This is a genomic window from Plesiomonas sp. PI-19 (assembly GCF_021368255.1).
Classification (GTDB): Bacteria; Pseudomonadota; Gammaproteobacteria; order Enterobacterales; family CAMTGL01; genus Plesiomonas; species Plesiomonas shigelloides.
This window is the reverse complement of the sequence record NZ_JAJNMQ010000001.1, coordinates 2,726,176-2,744,033: the sequence shown is the minus strand read 5'-3', so window position 1 is coordinate 2,744,033 and position 17,858 is coordinate 2,726,176. Positions and strand designations below refer to the sequence as shown.

General features: G+C 54.8%; 16 protein-coding genes. 9 read left to right on the top strand and 7 right to left on the bottom strand.

Annotated elements, in window-relative coordinates; all coding sequences use genetic code 11:
* Positions 1-11 precede the first annotated feature (11 nt).
* The 3 genes from LQ901_RS12105 to LQ901_RS12095 are packed head-to-tail and all read left to right on the top strand — an operon-like array spanning position 12 to position 3,348.
* On the top strand, positions 12-995 hold the full coding sequence (locus LQ901_RS12105) for an HlyD family secretion protein (protein ID WP_036768664.1): 984 nt from the start codon (positions 12-14) through the stop codon (positions 993-995).
* Positions 992-2,158, top strand: coding sequence for an ABC transporter permease (locus LQ901_RS12100; protein ID WP_082935445.1), 1,167 nt, complete (start codon positions 992-994; stop codon positions 2,156-2,158). The genes LQ901_RS12105 and LQ901_RS12100 overlap by 4 nt, the downstream gene beginning before the upstream one ends.
* Positions 2,155-3,348: an ABC transporter permease gene (locus LQ901_RS12095; RefSeq protein ID WP_064977142.1), complete on the top strand. Its 1,194-nt coding sequence runs from the start codon at positions 2,155-2,157 to the stop codon at positions 3,346-3,348. The genes LQ901_RS12100 and LQ901_RS12095 overlap by 4 nt, the downstream gene beginning before the upstream one ends.
* 181 nt (positions 3,349-3,529) lie before the next feature.
* Here LQ901_RS12095 and prmA read toward each other — a convergent pair whose 3' ends face one another.
* The 7 genes from prmA to LQ901_RS12060 all read right to left on the bottom strand — a co-directional run bounded on the left by prmA (position 3,530) and on the right by LQ901_RS12060 (position 10,372).
* The gene (gene prmA / locus LQ901_RS12090; RefSeq protein ID WP_047708710.1) at positions 3,530-4,411 is read right to left on the bottom strand and encodes a 50S ribosomal protein L11 methyltransferase; all 882 of its coding nucleotides are present in this window, start codon (positions 4,409-4,411) and stop codon (positions 3,530-3,532) included.
* A 91-nt stretch (positions 4,412-4,502) separates the two neighbouring features.
* On the bottom strand, positions 4,503-5,969 hold the full coding sequence (gene panF, locus LQ901_RS12085; protein ID WP_039046474.1) for a sodium/pantothenate symporter: 1,467 nt from the start codon (positions 5,967-5,969) through the stop codon (positions 4,503-4,505).
* Positions 5,959-6,204 (bottom strand): YhdT family protein, encoded by a 246-nt coding sequence (locus tag LQ901_RS12080; protein WP_010862682.1) that lies wholly within the window; start codon positions 6,202-6,204, stop codon positions 5,959-5,961. The genes panF and LQ901_RS12080 overlap by 11 nt, the downstream gene beginning before the upstream one ends.
* A 116-nt stretch (positions 6,205-6,320) precedes the next feature.
* Complete coding sequence (gene accC, locus LQ901_RS12075) at positions 6,321-7,664, bottom strand: acetyl-CoA carboxylase biotin carboxylase subunit (protein ID WP_039046475.1); 1,344 nt, start codon at positions 7,662-7,664, stop codon at positions 6,321-6,323.
* A 12-nt stretch (positions 7,665-7,676) separates the two neighbouring features.
* Positions 7,677-8,132, bottom strand: coding sequence for an acetyl-CoA carboxylase biotin carboxyl carrier protein (accB, locus tag LQ901_RS12070; protein WP_047708707.1), 456 nt, complete (start codon positions 8,130-8,132; stop codon positions 7,677-7,679).
* A 27-nt stretch (positions 8,133-8,159) separates the two neighbouring features.
* The gene (aroQ, locus tag LQ901_RS12065; RefSeq protein WP_010862678.1) at positions 8,160-8,603 is read right to left on the bottom strand and encodes a type II 3-dehydroquinate dehydratase; all 444 of its coding nucleotides are present in this window, start codon (positions 8,601-8,603) and stop codon (positions 8,160-8,162) included.
* 770 nt (positions 8,604-9,373) lie between these two features.
* Complete coding sequence (locus LQ901_RS12060; protein ID WP_064977143.1) at positions 9,374-10,372, bottom strand: MDR family oxidoreductase; 999 nt, start codon at positions 10,370-10,372, stop codon at positions 9,374-9,376.
* A 527-nt stretch (positions 10,373-10,899) separates the two neighbouring features.
* Between LQ901_RS12060 and csrD the strand changes: the two genes are divergently transcribed.
* The 6 genes from csrD to rng all read left to right on the top strand — a co-directional run bounded on the left by csrD (position 10,900) and on the right by rng (position 17,849).
* Positions 10,900-12,837 carry an RNase E specificity factor CsrD gene (csrD, locus tag LQ901_RS12055; RefSeq protein ID WP_047708703.1) on the top strand — a complete coding sequence of 646 codons (1,938 nt, stop codon included), beginning with the start codon at positions 10,900-10,902 and terminating at the stop codon, positions 12,835-12,837.
* 206 nt (positions 12,838-13,043) lie between these two features.
* Positions 13,044-14,087 carry a rod shape-determining protein MreB gene (gene mreB / locus LQ901_RS12050; RefSeq protein ID WP_010862674.1) on the top strand — a complete coding sequence of 348 codons (1,044 nt, stop codon included), beginning with the start codon at positions 13,044-13,046 and terminating at the stop codon, positions 14,085-14,087.
* A gap of 65 nt (positions 14,088-14,152) precedes the next feature.
* Positions 14,153-15,277: a rod shape-determining protein MreC gene (gene mreC / locus LQ901_RS12045; protein ID WP_039046478.1), complete on the top strand. Its 1,125-nt coding sequence runs from the start codon at positions 14,153-14,155 to the stop codon at positions 15,275-15,277.
* Positions 15,274-15,762: a rod shape-determining protein MreD gene (mreD, locus tag LQ901_RS12040; RefSeq protein WP_010862672.1), complete on the top strand. Its 489-nt coding sequence runs from the start codon at positions 15,274-15,276 to the stop codon at positions 15,760-15,762. The genes mreC and mreD overlap by 4 nt, the downstream gene beginning before the upstream one ends.
* Before the next feature lie 8 nt (positions 15,763-15,770).
* The gene (locus tag LQ901_RS12035; RefSeq protein ID WP_152136733.1) at positions 15,771-16,334 is read left to right on the top strand and encodes a nucleoside triphosphate pyrophosphatase; all 564 of its coding nucleotides are present in this window, start codon (positions 15,771-15,773) and stop codon (positions 16,332-16,334) included.
* A gap of 45 nt (positions 16,335-16,379) precedes the next feature.
* Positions 16,380-17,849 carry a ribonuclease G gene (gene rng / locus LQ901_RS12030; RefSeq protein WP_010862670.1) on the top strand — a complete coding sequence of 490 codons (1,470 nt, stop codon included), beginning with the start codon at positions 16,380-16,382 and terminating at the stop codon, positions 17,847-17,849.
* Positions 17,850-17,858 lie beyond the last annotated feature (9 nt).

Genomic DNA, 17,858 nt, shown 5'->3' with positions numbered 1-17,858 from the left:
TAGGTGATGGGATGAACAAGAAAATGAAAACCGCGGCAGTGGTTGCCGCCGCGGGTGTGGCTGCAGCGCTGGTGATTACCTATTTTGCAGCCTATTCCTCGCACAGTGAATTGATGCAAGGGCAGATTGAAGCGCAGCAGTATTTTGTATCGGCCAAGGTGCCGGGGCGCATTGAGCAAGTGCTGGTGCAAAAAGGGCAAAACGTAAAGGTCGGCGATCGGATTTTTGTTCTATCGACGCCAGAGTTGGATGCCAAATTAAATCAGGCGAAAGCCGGTGAAGCGGCGGCAGGGGCGGTTAAACAGGAAGTGGATAACGGCGCGCGTACCCAGCAGATTGCAGCAGCCAAAGATGTGTGGATGAAAGCCAAAGCGGCGGCCATGTTGGCCGAGAAAACCTATCAGCGCGTGAATGCGTTGTACCGTGATGGTGTGATGGCAGAGCAAAAGCGCGATGAAGCCAAAACCGGATGGGAAGCGGCCAAATACACTGAGCAGGCGGCCTTCCAGCAATATCAGCTGGCGGTAGAGGGCTCACGTAAGGGTGAGAAACTGGCGGCGGCTGAGAAAGAAAAAATGGCCGCCGCCGCCGTACAAGAAGTGCAGGCCTATCTGACGGATGCGGAGCTGACCGCATATCACGATGGCGTGGTGGATCAGGTATTGTTGCATCCGGGCGAGCTGGCCCCGGCCGGATTCCCTGTGGTAACGCTGGTGGATTTGCAAGATGCGTGGGCACTGTTTCAAGTGCGGGAAGATAAGCTGGCTCAGTTCAAGCAAGGGAGCGAGTTTGACGTGCGTATTCCGGCGTTAGACCCAGACAAAACTTTCCGCTTCAAAGTCACCTATATCAATGTGATGGGCGATTATGCCACGTGGCGTACCACCCAACCGGGACGCGGCTATGACATGCGCACCTTCCAGATTGAAATGCGTCCGGTGGCGCCGATTGACGGGCTGCGCGTTGGGATGAGTGTGCTGCTGGAGGCCAAGTGAAACCGGGCATCTGGTTAACGGCCCAGCGTGAATGGCAACGCATTCGACAAGACCGCTGGGTTTTCGCGCTGACGGTCTGGCTGCCGCCGCTGTTTTTTGTCCTGATATGGGGGATTTTCCATGTGGGGATCCCGCAAGATTTGCCGATTGCGGTGTTGGATCAGGATCACAGCCCGCTATCGCGCGATTTGACGCGGCGTTTAGATGCCGCGCCTTCGTTGCAGGTGGCGTATCAGGCCGATGATTTGGCGCAAGGTATGCATTTGGTGCGTAGCGGCAAAGCCTATGCACTGGTGGTTTTACCCTATCGTTTGGATACGGACGTCAAATTACACTTAAGCCCGAGCGTGATGGGTTATTACAACAGCCAATATGTGCTGATTGGTAAGGTGATCAATACCGCCTTGCAAACCACCATCGTCACCAAGGCGACCGAGCTTAATGCTCAGATCCACGTCGCGCGCGGGAAAAACCCTTATCAGGCGATTGGGCAGGCGTTGCCTCTGCGCAATCAGCTGACGCCGCTGTATAACATCGGGCTTAACTATGTGCCGTTTTTAGTGACGGCCGTGGTTCCGGCGCTGTGGCAGATTTTCCTGATCACCGTGGTGATTGCGGCATTGGGCTTAGAGCTGCGCGACAGTAATGGCCGCGCATGGCTGCAAAGTGCGGATGGCTGTTTGGGCGCGGCGTTGGCGGGGAAAATGCTGCCGTATGGCTTGTGGTTTGCGTTACATGGCGCGCTGTTTTTATGGGGGATGGATGTCCTGCTCGGTTGGCGTATTGCTGGCAGTATCCCGCTGCTTTTGCTGGCGCAGTGGCTGACCATTGGCGCGTATGTGGCGATGGGCACCTTGCTGTACTGTACCAGCTTTCATTATGGCCGCGCAGCCAGTGCGGGGGCGGCATATACCGCGCCGGCGTTTGCCTTCATGGGGATCACCTTCCCGTTGGCGGATATGCCGGGCTTTGCCCGTTTTTGGTCGGATATTATTCCGATCTCCCACTATATGCAGGTGCAGATCCAGCAGATGAATTATGCCGCCAGTTGGCGTATCTCGTGGCAGGCGATGCTGCCATTGTTGGCTTTCTGGCTGATGATCCCGCCAGCTTTATGGTTGTTGCGGGTGAAGCTGCGTAAAACCGGAGGTATGCCGGTATGAACCTCAAACAGGTATGGTGGCAAGAGCTGCTGGCGCTGGGAAAAAACAGCGCCATCTTGATGACGGTATTTGCTGGATTGCTGTTCTATTCGGTGCTCTATCCGCTGCCGTACTCACAGCAAGTGGTGACGCATATGCCGGTGGCGGTGTGGGACAACGATCACTCGCCATTGAGTCGCGAGTTTATTCGCCGCGTAGAGTCGACCCCGCAAGTCACGGTCAGCGCAGTGGTGACTTCGCGCCAAGAAGCCGATGCCCTGATGCAGCAAGGCGAGGTGCATGGTTTGCTGGTGCTGCCTTTGCATTTTGAGCGCGATGTACTTCTGGGGAAAAGTCCGGTAGTGGCGGTGGAAGGGGATGCCAGTTATTTTCTGATTTACTCTTCTATTGCGGAGGCAATCGCCAAAGTCAGTGGCACCTTGGGCGCGCAGGTGAAAGTGACCAAGGAGTTATCGCAAGGTACCCCGTATTTGGGCGCGCTCAGTACCGCGCTGCCGCTGCAATCGGATACGCAGGCCCTGTTTAACCCAACCATTGGCTATGTGGCGTATGTGGTACCGGCGGTGTTTGTGCTGATTTTGCACCAAACCTTGCTGATTGCTGCCGGGATCCAAACTGCCGAGTGTAAAGAGCGTACCTTGGGCGGAGAGCGTGGTTACTGGCTACAGGCCTCGCCGTGGACGGTGCTGGTGGCGCGCGGTTTGGTGTTTGTGCCCTTGTATCTGCTGGCGGCGATGTATTATCTCGGCGGATGTTTTGAGCATTACAACATCGTTCGGCAAGCCAACCCGTGGTTGCTCTTGTTGTTGTGCACCCTGCTGTTTTGGACCACTTACTGCTTTGCGGTGATGCTGACCTTTTTCATGACGCGGCGTGAAACCCCGACACAAGCGGTGCTGATTTCATCGCTGCCGATTGTGTTTACTGCTGGTTTTGTCTGGCCGTCGATGGCGATCCCGTGGCCAATTTTGTGGCTGGCGCGCACTATCCCAGGGGTGAACGGTATCGAGCTGATGGTCAAATACAACCAGATGGGCGCGTCACTGACTGAAGTGGGCGGGCCGTTGTGGCGCTTGCTGGCTCAAGCGGTGCTGTACACCGTCTTGGCTTGGTGGGTGCTGCGACATAGCCAAGCGTTAGCCGCTAACGAGAAGGCGGCTAGCAGCAAGATCAGCGCAGTTAAAGGCTAACTGAGCGGGATGCTGAGGGTTCTCCACATCAGTGCTCTCGATATGGCATACAGCGCGTTATAGAAGCCGGAAAGGTTAACGTAGATATAAACGGCGCAGAAAGAAAAGTAGCAAGAAAAAAGGGCATCCATGCGGATGCCCTTTTTGTTTACGCTTTCGTTAAGCGCAATCGCTCACTGAATTAGCGCGCGATACCGGTAATGCGGCACCACTCTTCGCGCTCGGCGATAGGATCGAGCACAAACTTCTCGCGGTACGCATCAGCCACCGATTCGGCTTGCGATTCCAAAATACCGGACAGACCCAGATGGCCACCGGATTTTGGCAGTACGCTGATCAGCGGTGCCAGCTCGCGCAGTGGGCCGGCCAGAATGTTGGCCACCACCACATCACCCAGTAAATCTTGTGGCTGATCTTTTGGCAGATACAGCTCCAGACGGTCAGACACGCCGTTACGCTCAGCGTTATCACGGCTGGCGGTGATGGCTTGGGGATCGATATCGATACCCACGGCGCGCGCAGCGCCCAGCTTCAGTGCGGCAATGGCCAGAATGCCGGAGCCACAACCAAAGTCGACCACCGTTTTGCCCACCAGATCCAGACCGTCTAACCACTCCAGACACAAGGCGGTGGTTGGGTGGGTACCGGTACCGAACGCCAGACCTGGGTCTAACATCACGTTTACCGCCTCAGGCTCCGGCACTTCACGCCAGCTTGGGCAGATCCACAGACGCTGACCAAAGCGCATTGGGTGGAAGTTATCCATCCACTCACGCTCCCAGTCTTTATCTTCCAGCTGCTCGATTTTGTGCACAAAATCGTTACCCAGCAGTGGTGATTGCTGCAGCTGCGCTATGACGGCGGCCATATCGGTTTCGGCGTCATACAGCGCCATCACGTCGGTGTCACCCCACAGGCGAGTTTCACCTGGCAGCGGTTCAAATACTGGGGTGTCGTGTGAGTCCATGAAGGTGATGGAGACAGAGCCGCTTTCCATCAGTACATCGCCGATAGCTTCGGCTTGGGCACCGGTGGTGTTCAGTTTCAGTTGGATCCAAGGCATGATAAACACTCAGTCAGTAAAAGGGCGCGGCCACGCCGCGCTCTGTTGTCAGTCAGATTGCCGCTAAATATAGCACGCGGCAGGGGGAGTTTCAGGCTTCGCTGCTGGGCAGTGGCAACGCCGGCTCGCTCGCCGGTTGGTGGCGCTCACCGAATTTATTGCCAATTAAGAAGGCCAACAGCCCAATCAGCAAGGTTGGTACAATGGCGTGCAGGCCGAGCGGCTTCATACCATAGATGTTGAGCAGCAGGTAGCTGCTACCGCCACACAGCATCGAGCTTAACGCGCCCCATGCGTTGGCGCGCTCCCAGTACAAACCCAGCACCAGCGGCCATAAGAACACCGCTTGCAGACCACCAAAGGCCATCAAGTTCAACCAGATGATCATCTCCGGCGGTTGCCATGCGGCCAGAATCAACAGCACACCCAAAATCAACGTGCTCAACGTCGACAGGCGTGAGATCCGCTTTTCATTGTGCTCATCTTGCGGACGTAGACGCAGATACAGATCTTTGACCAAGGTGGCGGAAGATTGGATCAGCTGCGCATCGATGGTGGACATGATGGCGGCCATCGGCGCGGCCAAGAAAATCCCTGCCGCCAGTGGGGGCAGCACTTGGATCATCAAAGTCGGGATCACCTGATCGGGAATGGCCAAATCGGGCAGAACCGCGCGACCGAGCGCACCGGTTAGGTGCATGCCGAGCATCAAGACGGCCACAATCAAGGTGCTGACAATCATGCCAAAATGCAGCGCTTTGCTGTCTTTGTAGGCCATGCAGCGCACCGCTGTGTGCGGCAAGCCAATGACGCCAAAGCAAACCAGCACCCAGAACGAGGCCATAAACGGCAGATCTAGCATGCCATCAGGGCCACGCGCGCTGAGCAAATCTGGATCGATATCGTGCAGGGTGTGAATGGCGGCCGGCAGACCACCGGCGGCATGGATCACCGCAAACAGCAGGATCAAGGTGCCGACCATCATCACGATGCCTTGCAGAGCATCAGTCATTGCTACCGCTCGAAAACCACCGAACATGGTGTACAGACCCACGGTCAGACCAAAAATCAGCAAGCCATCCAGATACGGAATGCCCACCGCAGTCTGCAACAGACGTGCACCGCCGATAAACTGCACGGTCATCGCGGCAAAAAAGGCGATCAACATGCTGGCGCACGAGACCCACACCACGGTGCGGTTGCGGTAACGGGCGTACAGCAGATCGTTGAGAGTCAGGGCATTGTAACGGCGCGATAAAATCGCGAATTTTTTCCCTAGCACCCCCAGCGATAGCCACGCCGCAGGCAGTTGGATCATTGCCAGCAGCACCCAGCCTAAACCGTACTTGTACGCCGCACCTGGTCCGCCGATAAACGAACTGGCGCTGGTGTAAGTGGCGGTGAGCGTCATGGCCAGCAAAAAGCCGCCCATTGAGCGGTTGCCGACATAGTACTCGTTCAGGAAGCTGCCTTTGCCGCGCTTGTAATAGGCGTAGATGGCGACCACAAACACCAAGGCCAAATAGCCGACCAGTGGCAGTAAAATCTCACTTTTCATCATCGCTCTCCAGTGAGATGTCGCGGTATACGTATTTGACCATCAGTGCACACAGGAAAATAAAAACCAGCGGCAGCAGCAGGCAGGCTAGCTCGAACCAGCGAGGCAAGCCGGTGAAACCGGTGCTGCTGTCCGGCAAGTAGGCGGCAACCGCCCAGCAAACCAGATAGGCCAGCGTCAGCCAGAAGGCCCAGCGCGCTTCACGGTGCGCCTGTTTGAAACGGTGATCATGCATGATCCGCCACGTCCCCCTTACAGCCAGAACAGAAAAAAGGCGGCAATTGTAGCGCAGATCCGGCAGAGGATAAAAAAAAAGCCAGCGCGAGGCTGGCTTGATGTGCAAACTGCGGCTTACTGCAGGCCGAGTTTCTTTTCCAGATAGTGGATATTGGTGCCACCTTGCTGGAAGTTTGGATCATCCATGATCTGCTCTTGCAGAGGGATGTTGGTTTTGATCCCATCAATAATGGTTTCGGACAGCGCATTACGCATGCGAGCAATGGCCACGTCACGGGTTTCGCCGTAGGTGATCAGTTTGCCGATCATGGAGTCGTAATGTGGCGGTACGGTATAACCACTGTAGATGTGAGATTCCCAGCGCACGCCGAAACCACCCGGTGAGTGGAAATGGGTGATCTTGCCCGGTGATGGCAGGAAAGTCTCCGGATCTTCGGCGTTGATACGGCACTCGATGGCGTGGCCACGAACCTGTACATCGCTTTGCTTGATAGACAGTGGCATGCCGGCAGCAATGCGCAGCTGCTCTTTGATCAAGTCGATACCAGTGATCATCTCGGTCACTGGGTGCTCTACCTGAATACGGGTGTTCATCTCGATAAAGTAGAACTCACCGTTTTCATACAGGAACTCAAACGTGCCCGCGCCGCGGTAGCCGATTTCGATACAGGCGTTGGTACAACGCTCACCGATATGGCGACGCATTTCCGGGGTAATGCCCGGTGCTGGCGCTTCTTCTACCACTTTCTGGTGGCGGCGCTGCATAGAGCAGTCACGCTCGGCCAGATAAATGGCATGACCTTGGCCATCGGCCAGTACCTGGATCTCGATATGACGAGGATTTTCCAGATACTTTTCCATGTAGACCATGTCATTGTTGAACGCCGCTTTGGCTTCAGCACGGGTCATGGTGATGGATTGCGCCAGCTCTTTTTCGCTGCGCACCACACGCATACCACGGCCACCGCCGCCGCCGGAGGCTTTCACGATGATTGGATAGCCGATGCGCTTGGCAATCGCCTTGTTTTTTTCCATATCATCGCCCAGCGGACCGTCAGAGCCCGGTACGCAAGGCACGCCCGCCGCTTTCATCGCGGTGATGGCGGACACTTTGTCCCCCATCAGACGGATGGTTTCTGCGCGTGGACCGATAAAGATAAAGCCGGAGTTCTCGACTTGTTCGGCAAAATCGGCGTTTTCAGACAGGAAGCCGTAACCTGGGTGGATGGCCACTGCGCCGGTAATTTCTGCCGCCGCAATGATCGCTGGGATGTTCAGGTAGCTTTTAGTGGATGGCGCCGGACCGATACATACGGTTTCGTCGGCCAGTCGCACATGCTTCAGCTCACGATCCGCGGTAGAGTGTACCGCGACAGTCTTAATTCCCAGCTCTTTACAGGCACGCAAAATACGCAGTGCAATTTCACCGCGGTTTGCGATAACAACTTTATCCAGCATGGTTATTCCCCGTTATTCGATGATAACCAGCGGCTCATCAAACTCTACTGGCTGGCCGTTTTCCAGCAGGATGGCTTTCACCACACCGGCTTTGTCGGCTTCAATCTGGTTCATCATTTTCATGGCTTCGACGATGCACAGTGGATCGCCAACGGATACGGTTTGACCCACTTCCACGAAGGCTTTCGCATCAGGGCTTGGGGTGCGGTAGAACGTACCCACCATAGGGGAGCGCACGATATGGCCAGTCATGGCTTCGCTCGCCGGCTTCACGTCAGCTGGCGCTGCAGCGGCAGCGGGGGCAGCAGCGACCGCAGCCGCAGGGGCTTGGGCAACATACTGCACGGCTGGTGCCGCGGTCATGACACGGCTGATACGAACCGACTCTTCACCTTCTGAAATTTCCAGCTCAGAAATACCAGATTCTTCAACCAGTTCGATCAGTTTTTTAATTTTACGAATATCCATTAGCGTGGTTCCGTAGAGTTGTTAGTTTTATGACAGACGGCGCAGTGCCGCCTGTAGAGCAAATTCATACCCGTCAGCACCCAGACCACAGATCACCCCGACGGCAACATCCGACAGATACGAGTGATGGCGGAACGGCTCACGGGCATGGACGTTCGATAAGTGAATTTCAATAAACGGAATGCCGACCCCAAGCAGTGCATCACGCAGTGCCACACTGGTGTGGGTGAAGGCGGCCGGATTAATCAGGATAAAATCACACTGGCCATAGGCCTGATGGATAGTGGTGATTAATTCCGCTTCCGAATTGGATTGAAAATGGGTCAGTTCGACGCCGGCGGCCTCGGCCTGAGCTGTCAAGCGGGCAATAATCTGGGGCAGAGTCTGTGAGCCGTAGTGTTTTGGCTCGCGCAGACCGAGCAAGTTCAGATTCGGACCATTGAGGACCAGAATGCGAAGATTTTGCGCCATTATGCTGACTTCTCCGGCGAACGTGAGGCTATAAAGGGAAAATACCCTGATTTGCTTTGTTATACCAGCGATGCGGTTTAAGAAAGCCAATCTATCACAAGGATTTTGATCATTATAATGATATCGGCTCAGTTGGCAGCAAAATACTGGTCTTATCAGCGAAGATGCGCTCAATGAAATTAGAGTCCAAACTCTAAAAAGCATCCTCAAGGCACGGCTGGCGCGGTCAGGGCCGGTAGACAGTTTGACGGGGTGAAGGGCGATAACATAGCAGGAAATGGGGCGGAAAACGTGCGGATCACGCCAATATCGACACTTGGCAACGGCAACACGGCGCTCAGTACGCCACCGAAGAAAGAGGAACGCGTGAAGGGAACAGCTCTGGGGGAAACGGAAAAAACCAAGAGAAAGCGTCCTACGCCCAAGACCGTAATAACGCGCACAGCACAAAAGCAGAACAAACGATGTGGCCAACAGTGACAGAAAAAAGATAAAAAAAAGGAGGCAAAGAATGCCTCCAGAAAAAACTAAACTGACCTAATGAGAATTATTGTAAGTATTTCTCTTGGTCGGGTGTTGATGTAGCGCAAGTTACGGAGCAAAAAAACAACATTCCCGGAGTGATGCGCACAACTGGCCACTTCAGGGTATGTTTTGATGTTTTTTTACTACAAACGCCCCCTTGCGTAGGTTTAACCTGATATCTATGCCATACACGTTATGCACGCTATGCGTGCCGTGTTGATTACTTACATTTGCTAAATCGCGATTTAGACAGACGGTGCATCAGTCGTCAGGCGAACCAAGGTGCGGCCAGTGACCTGATTATCCAGCAGGCGTGCGGCATACTCCGGCGCTTGGGCTAGCGTGATCTCTTGCGCGGCCTGTTGATAGAAGCTCTCTGGCAGCAAGGTCGCCAGACGTGACCACGCCTGTTGGCGCACGGCATACGGCGCTTGTACCGAATCGACCCCTTGCAGGCGCACGTTCCGCAGAATAAACGGCATCACGGTGGTCGGCAGGCCTGCGCCGCCGGCCAGACCGCAAGCCGCGACTGTGCCGCCATAGGTGGTTTGCGCCAGCACGTTGGCCAGCATCTGGCCACCCACGGTGTCGATAGCGCCTGCCCAGTGCTGTTTATCCAGCGGACGGCCTGGCTCACTCAGGGCTGCGCGCTCGATAATACGGCTGGCGCCCAGCGCTTGCAGGTAGGCATGATTTTCCGCGCGGCCGGTTACGGCGGCTACGCGATAGCCTAATTGGCTAAGCAGCGAGACCGCAACACTGCCCACGCCGCCACCGGCGCCAGTGACTAGCACTTCGCCTTGCTCTGGGGTGACGCCGCCGGCTTCCAGCGCCATCACACACAACATAGCGGTTAAACCGGCAGTACCAATAATCATGCTCTGGCGCTGGCTCAAACCCGCCGGCAGCGGTAGCAGCCAGTCTGCATTCACGCGCGCTTGTTCGGCCAGACCGCCAAAGTAGGTTTCGCCCACGCCCCAGCCGGTCAGGATCACCGCATCGCCAGCCTGATAACGTGGATCGGCAGATTCCAGCACCGTACCGGCAAAATCAATGCCGGGGATCATCGGAAATTGTCGGATGATCTTACCGCGCCCCGTGATCGCCAGTGCATCTTTGTAGTTCAGTCCCGACCACTGCACGGCCACCGTGACATTGTTTTCCGGTAATTGCTGTGGCGAGATTTCACGGACGTTAGCGAGGGTGTGTTGATCGGCGGATTGTTCGAGAATGAGGGCTTGCATGATGCTCTCCTTGGGCAGTACCGGATAATAAAGAAAAAATCAGATGACAAAATAAAGCGTAAACAAAATCAAATATGTGCGCTGATGCCGCAGTGTAAGCCTAGAGAAAAGCTATTATTTACTGCACAATATTGGGAAGTTTGGCGATTTTAGTGCTCGCAGCCGCAAATGCGGTGTTTTTGATGATACGCGGCCATCGTCAGTAAATTACCTGTTAACGCGCCATTTGTCATATATTCCTGCCCGGAGTTCGATGCCATAGTCCGAACGCCGCCGCAGCCATATTGCCATGCTTGCATGACGGCCCCACGACGGCTCATTATTTATTGGTATGCGGGCAAGCTTTGAGGCAAGGCGCATGTACTGGTGTTATGACTGGATTCGGCTTACGTAGCCGGTTTGGTCGAGCGAAGGCCTGCTAGCAAGGCCATCGAGTAGCGCCATATAGACACCGCGCCGGTATCAATACGGATATCACAGACCCGAAGTACCAATCTGCGTGCTCAACTGATGGGATAACAACAAGGATGCGTTTTACCACCCGATTTGTGGCGTTTGTCACGTCATTTGTAGGGCTGGCGATGGTAGTGATGCTGATTGGCGGCACACTGGGTTTTCGTCAGCTGGCCGAAGATCAGGTCTCTCACCGCTGGCTGACCGTGGTGACGGTGATCGATCAGGCGCTGCAAAAAGATGAGCCAAACAAGCTCGATGACTGGCTACCGCCGATTTTGGCGGCGGCAGAAGTGCAGACGCTGACGATCCGCAATGCCGCCCGCGAGATTTATCACTATCAAGCACCAAAAAATGTCGAAATCAACGACAAAATGCTGGTGCATTATCAGTATCCGTTACTGCTCAATCCGGGCGATCAGGTGCAGATTAGCGCCGTTGATCCGCTGCTGCGCTACACCTATTCCATCACCTCGATGTCTTCGATTTCACTGGCTTCTGGTCTGGTGATCATTGGTTTGATCTTTGGTCTCAACTGGTTGCGTGAACAGTTGCTGGGGGCCGAGATGCTCGAAGATCGCGCGCGATTGATCTTGAAAAAAGGCATTGAAGATATTCCGCAGCGTGACCCGCGCGAATGGCCGCAATCGGCCAGTGTGGTGCTAGATCGGCTAATGAGCGAGCTGCATGATGCGCGGCAAGAGCGTAGCCGTTTCGATACCTTTATTCGTTCGCATACCTTTTTGGATCAGCTGACCGGGGTGTCGAACCGGATGTTCTTTGATAATCAGCTGTCGGCTTTACTGGATGAGCCGGAAAGTCATGGCTGCGTGATGGTGATCCGGTTGGCGGATATCGATGTCCTGCGCCATGACATGGGCGACAAGGTCGCCGATGCCCTGATTCAGGATCTGGTTTCGCAACTGTCGACCTTTGTGCTGCGTGTACCAAATGGCCTATTGGCGCGTTATTTCGATGGTGATTTTGCCGCCTTGCTGCCGCAGTTGGGGATTAAGGAAGCCGGGCATCTGGCCGAACAAATTCTGAAGATGACTCAGCAATTACCGCTGCCTTCCGGTATTGATGCCAGTGCCTTTGTGTTTATCGGTTTGGTCAGCTTTAGACAAAATGACATTCTGGAGAATGTCATGGATGAAGCGGAGATGGCAGTGCGTTCGGCGTCACTGCAAGGCAGCAATAGCTGGTTTGCCAGCAGCAAAGAGCGGCCAGACGATGCACCAGTGCGTGGTTCGGTTCGTTGGCGCACGCTGCTGGAAAATGCCCTTAATAAAAAAGAGCTGTATCCATTTACCCAAGCGATCTTAAGTCGCGATGGAGTTACGGAACAGGTTGAAATGTTTATTCGGATTAAAGACGAACAGGGCAACTGGTTACGCTCGGTTGAATTTATGCCGATGGTCAAGCAGTTAGGTTTAGCTGAGCGATTTGATCGCGAAATTATGTTGATGGCAATCCGTTTGCTAGAGAAAATACCGGGGCATGAGGGGATCGCGGTCAATTTAACCGTGGACGCATTACTGCGTAAATCTTTTCAGTATTGGTTACGGGATCTGCTGATGCAGCAGCCAAGAAATATCCGGCAGCGATTATTTTTGGAACTTGCAGAGGCAGATCTGTGTCAACACATCGACAGATTGCGTACACTGGCCCGTTTCCTCAAAGGAATGGATTGTAAATTGGTGGTCGTGCAGGCTGGGCTGACGGTAGTAAATACTTTTTATATCAAACTGCTGCAGATTGATATTATCAAGTTACACCCGAGTCTGGTGCATAATATTGATCAGCGTCCGGAAAACCAATTATTTGTACGTAGCCTGATTGGTGCGTGTGCAGGAACCACCGCGCGTTTGTATGCCGTTGGTGTACAATCCACGCAGGAATGGACAAAATTACGAAAATTAGGGGTCTATGCCGGTCAGGGCACATTGTTTGCGCCGGTAAAACCTGTCACTCAGCGTCGACAGTTATCCTTTCGTCGTCCCCGGGCCTGATTCGCGTGGTGTTGTCACCTTGAGTGCGAGCTGACACGCGCTGATGTCTTGTGTTGCAGAGAAATTTAAAAAATACGTGGTGAGAATAACGTCTTTATTCCCATCAGAATTGCGTTGCCAGCCTTATAGCGCCTTGAGCGGGGCGATAGGGGTTGGTAGAGTAGCCCGAGTTTTCCGGGCAGAGTTTTCAGGATTGGCCGTTAGTTATGTTTAAAAAGTTTCGTGGCATGTTTTCCAATGACTTGTCCATCGATTTGGGTACCGCAAACACCCTGATCTATGTGAAAGGACAAGGCATTGTTCTGAATGAACCTTCCGTGGTGGCGATCCGTCAGGATCGTTCCGGTTCATCCAAGAGTGTGGCAGCGGTCGGGCATGAAGCCAAACAGATGTTGGGCCGTACTCCGGGCAACATCGCGGCCATCCGTCCGATGAAAGATGGTGTGATTGCAGACTTCTTCGTGACTGAGAAGATGCTGCAGCACTTCATCAAACAAGTGCACAGCAACAGCATGATGCGTCCGAGCCCACGCGTTCTGGTGTGTGTGCCTGTGGGTGCGACGCAAGTTGAGCGTCGTGCAATCCGTGAGTCCGCACTGGGTGCTGGCGCGCGTGAAGTGTTCCTGATTGAAGAGCCAATGGCTGCGGCGATCGGTGCAGGTCTGCCGGTATCGGAAGCGACCGGCTCCATGGTGATCGATATCGGTGGTGGTACTACCGAAGTCGCGGTGATCTCCTTGAACGGCGTGGTGTACTCCTCGTCTGTGCGTATCGGTGGTGACCGTTTCGATGAAGCCATCATCAACTATGTGCGCCGTAACTACGGCTCGCTGATTGGTGAAGCGACGGCTGAACGCATCAAGCACGAAATCGGCTCGGCCTATCCGGGCGACGAAGTGCGTGAAATCGAAGTGCGTGGCCGTAACTTGGCCGAAGGGGTACCGCGTAGCTTTACCCTGAACTCCAACGAAATTCTGGAAGCACTGCAAGAGCCGTTGACCGGTATCGTGTCGGCGGTGATGGTGGCACTGGAGCAGTGTCCGCCAGAGCTGGCTTCTGACATTTCCGAGCGCGGCATGGTGCTGACCGGTGGTGGTGCACTGCTGCGTAACTTGGAGCGCTTGCTGACCGAAGAAACCGGTATTCCGGTGGTGGTCGCCGAAGATCCGCTGACCTGTGTGGCTCGCGGTGGCGGTAAAGCGCTGGAAATGATCGATATGCACGGCGGCGATCTGTTCAGCGAAGATTGAGCCGAATGATCGGGTGACGGCGTTTGCGTCGTCACCCTCTGCATACCGAGGGTTAGAACAACATTATGAAGCCGATTTTTGGCCGTGGCCCATCCCTGCAATTGCGTCTGTTTCTGGCCGTGGTCACTTCTGTTAGCTTGCTGATCATGGACAGTCGGCTGATTACTTTCAACAGTGTACGATCGTCATTAGACACGCTGATAAGCCCGCTGCACTATCTCGCCAATTCCCCGCGTCAGTTGCTGGATTCCGCCTCCGAGCGTTTAGAAAGTCAGGATCGTTTAATTCTGGAAAACCGTGCTTTGCGTCAGGAGTTACTGACTAAAAACAGTGATTTGTTGATGCTCGAGCAGCTTAAACATGAAAATGACCGGTTACGTGAGTTGCTTGGTTCGCCGCTGCGTAGCGACGAGCGCAAGATGGTGGCGCAGGTACTGACCGCCGATACAGATCCTTACACCCATCAGGTGGTGATCGATAAGGGATCGGATCAGGGCGTGTACATTGGCCAACCGGTGATCAGTGATAAAGGGGTGGTTGGACAGGTGATTTCGGTCGGCAAGGTGTCGAGCCGAGTGCTGCTGATTTCCGATGCGACCCATGCGATTCCGGTGCAGGTACTGCGTAACGATATCCGCGTGATTGCCAGCGGTACTGGACGCCGTGACGAGTTGCAACTGGAGCATATTCCAAGCTCTACCGATATTCGCCCTGGTGACATGTTAGTTACATCTGGGCTTGGCGGCCGTTTCCCTGAAGGGTATCCGGTCGGCATTATCAAATCGTTTGATGTTGATAGCCAAAACGCGTTTGCCGTGGTGTCGGTAACGCCGACCGCCCAATTGGAGCGTTTGCGTTATCTGCTGCTGCTGTGGCCGAACAAGAGTGAGACCACGCCGCCACCAACCGCCGATGAAGTGCGCGAAGCGGCACGTGAGCGGATCCCGGATGCACTGCCGCCGCTGGAAACCACGCCGGATGCCGAAGGCGCCGTGCCTGCGGGTGCTACGCCTACGAGTACCGCGCCTGCCAGTGCCAAACCAGCCGGTGCTGCGGCTAGCGGTAATGGCGCGGCTAAGCCTTCGGCCTCGACTGCGCCGGCGGCGAAACCGGCCGCTAACAAGCCGAGCGCGACACGTACACCGGCCACGCCGCCTGCCGCCAAACCGGTTCAGGGAGCAAGACAGTGAGTTTTTATCGAGCCCGTGGACGAGTCATGATTGCTCTGTCCTTTTTGATTGCGCTGGTGCTGCAGATGATGCCGTGGCCGGTGGAGCTGGATGCACTGCGTCCCTCATGGCTGGCCTTGGTGCTGATTTACTGGGTGGTGGCGTTGCCGCACCGGGTGAATGTCGGCACCGCCTTTGTCATCGGGATCATCTGGGATCTGGCGCAGGGCGCCACGCTGGGGGTACATGCGTTGGCGCTGTCCCTGCTGGCGTATGTGGTGGCATTCAATTTTCAGTTATTACGTAATTTGGCACTCTGGCAACAAGGGGTGGTGGTGCTGGTGTTATCGCTGGCCTGCAAACTGATCGTCTTTTGGGCTGAGTTTTTGGTCTCAACGGTGCAGTTCCACCCCGATATGCTGTGGGGCAGTTTGATCAGCGGTCTGTTGTGGCCATGGCTGTTTTTGCTGCTGCGTAAAGTACGACGCCAGTTTGCCATCCGTTAAGGACGGGTATGATTTATTTAGCATCCACTTCCCCGCGTCGGCGTGAGCTGCTGGCCTTGCTGGACGCGGAGTTTACCGTTTTACCGATCAATGTACCGGAAATTTACGATCCGTCAGAATCACCGCAGCAATATGTGTTACGGTTAGCGCAGGATAAGGCCCTGGCCGGGGTGAGTGTGGCACCGCAGGATCATCCGGTGGTGGCTGCCGATACCATTGTGGTATTAGACGGGCAGGTACTGGAAAAGCCGCGTGATGAAGCGCATGCCGCTACCATGTTGCAAGCGCTGTCTGGGCGTACTCATCAGGTGTTTACCGCCGTGGCAGTGGCCGATCGCCAGCAGATGCATTGCGATTGCGTGGTCACGGATGTGACCTTCCGCCCGTTAACGGCGGTGGATATTGCTCACTATATTCAGTCTGGTGAACCGGCGGATAAAGCCGGTGCCTATGGCATTCAGGGTGCAGGTGGCCGTTTCGTGGCGCACCTGTCAGGCAGTTACCATGCTGTGATGGGCTTACCCTTAATGGAAACCGATCAGCTGCTGGCTCGTTTTACCCGAACCGCGTAAACGGCAGGGTGCGCCGGCAGAACAGAGAAGAGTTGAGGAATTACCATGACGGCTGAGCTATTAATCAACGTTACTCCGAGTGAAACCCGGATCGCGATGGTCGAGGGCGGGGTATTACAGGAAGTCCATATTGAGCGCGAGGCCAAACGCGGGATCGTCGGCAATATTTATAAGGGAAAAGTCAGCCGGGTATTGCCGGGGATGCAAGCCGCTTTTGTCGATATTGGTCTGGAAAAGGCCGCGTTCTTGCACGCTTCTGACATCGTTCCGCATACCGAGTGCGTAGCGGACACCGAGCAACAACAGTTTCGCGTGCGCGATATTGCCGAGTTGGTGCGCCAAGGGCAAGACATCATGGTGCAGGTGGTTAAAGATCCGCTTGGCACCAAAGGGGCGCGCTTGACCACGGATATCACGCTGCCTTCACGCTATCTGGTGTTTATGCCAGGGGCGAGCCATGTCGGCGTATCTCAGCGGATCGAGAGCGAAGTTGAGCGCGAGCGTTTGAAAAGCATTGTGTCGCAGCAGTGCGACGAGCTGGGTGGTTTTATTATTCGCACCGCCGCCGAAGGCGTGGGCGAAGCGGAGCTGGCGCAAGATGCGGCGTTTTTAAAGCGTCTGTGGAGTAAAGTGCTGCAGCGTAAAACCCGTCAGGGCAGTCGAACCACCTTGTACGGTGAGTTGGCGATTGGTCAGCGCATTTTGCGCGACTTTGTCGGTACTGAATTAGCGCGTATTCGTGTCGATTCGCGACAGATGTTTGAAGTGCTGACCGAATTTACCCGCGAATATGTGCCAGAGCTGACGGACAAGTTCGAGCTGTATACCGGTCGCCAACCGATTTTCGACCTGTTTGATATCGAAAATGAGATCCAGCGGGTGCTGGATCGGAAAGTGGAGCTCAAATCGGGCGGTTATTTGATTATCGACCAGACCGAAGCGATGACCACCATCGATATCAACACGGGCGCCTTTGTTGGGCATCGCAATTTAGAAGAGACTATCTTCAACACCAACATCGAAGCGACTCAAGCTATCGCTCGTCAGCTGCGCCTGCGTAATTTAGGCGGCATCATCATTATCGATTTTATCGATATGCTGAGTGAAGAGCACCGTCGGCGCGTACTGCACTCGCTAGAGCAAGCGCTGGGCAAAGATCGGGTTAAAACCAACATCAACGGGTTTACCCAGTTGGGGCTGGTGGAAATGACACGTAAGCGCACCCGCGAGAGCTTAGAGCACGTGTTGTGTGGCGAATGCCCGACCTGCCAAGGGCGTGGTACGGTCAAGACCGTAGAAAGTGTCTGTTATGAGATCCTGCGCGAAATCGTGCGGGTGCATCATGCCTATGACGCCGATCAGTTTTTGGTGTATGCCTCGGCGGCAGTGGCGGATGCGCTACGCGGCGAGGAGTCGCATGCACTGGCCGAGCTGGAGCTGTTCATCGGAAAACAGGTTAAAATTCAAACTGAACCGCTCTATCAACAAGAGCAGTTTGATGTCGTCATGATGTGACGGAGCCGA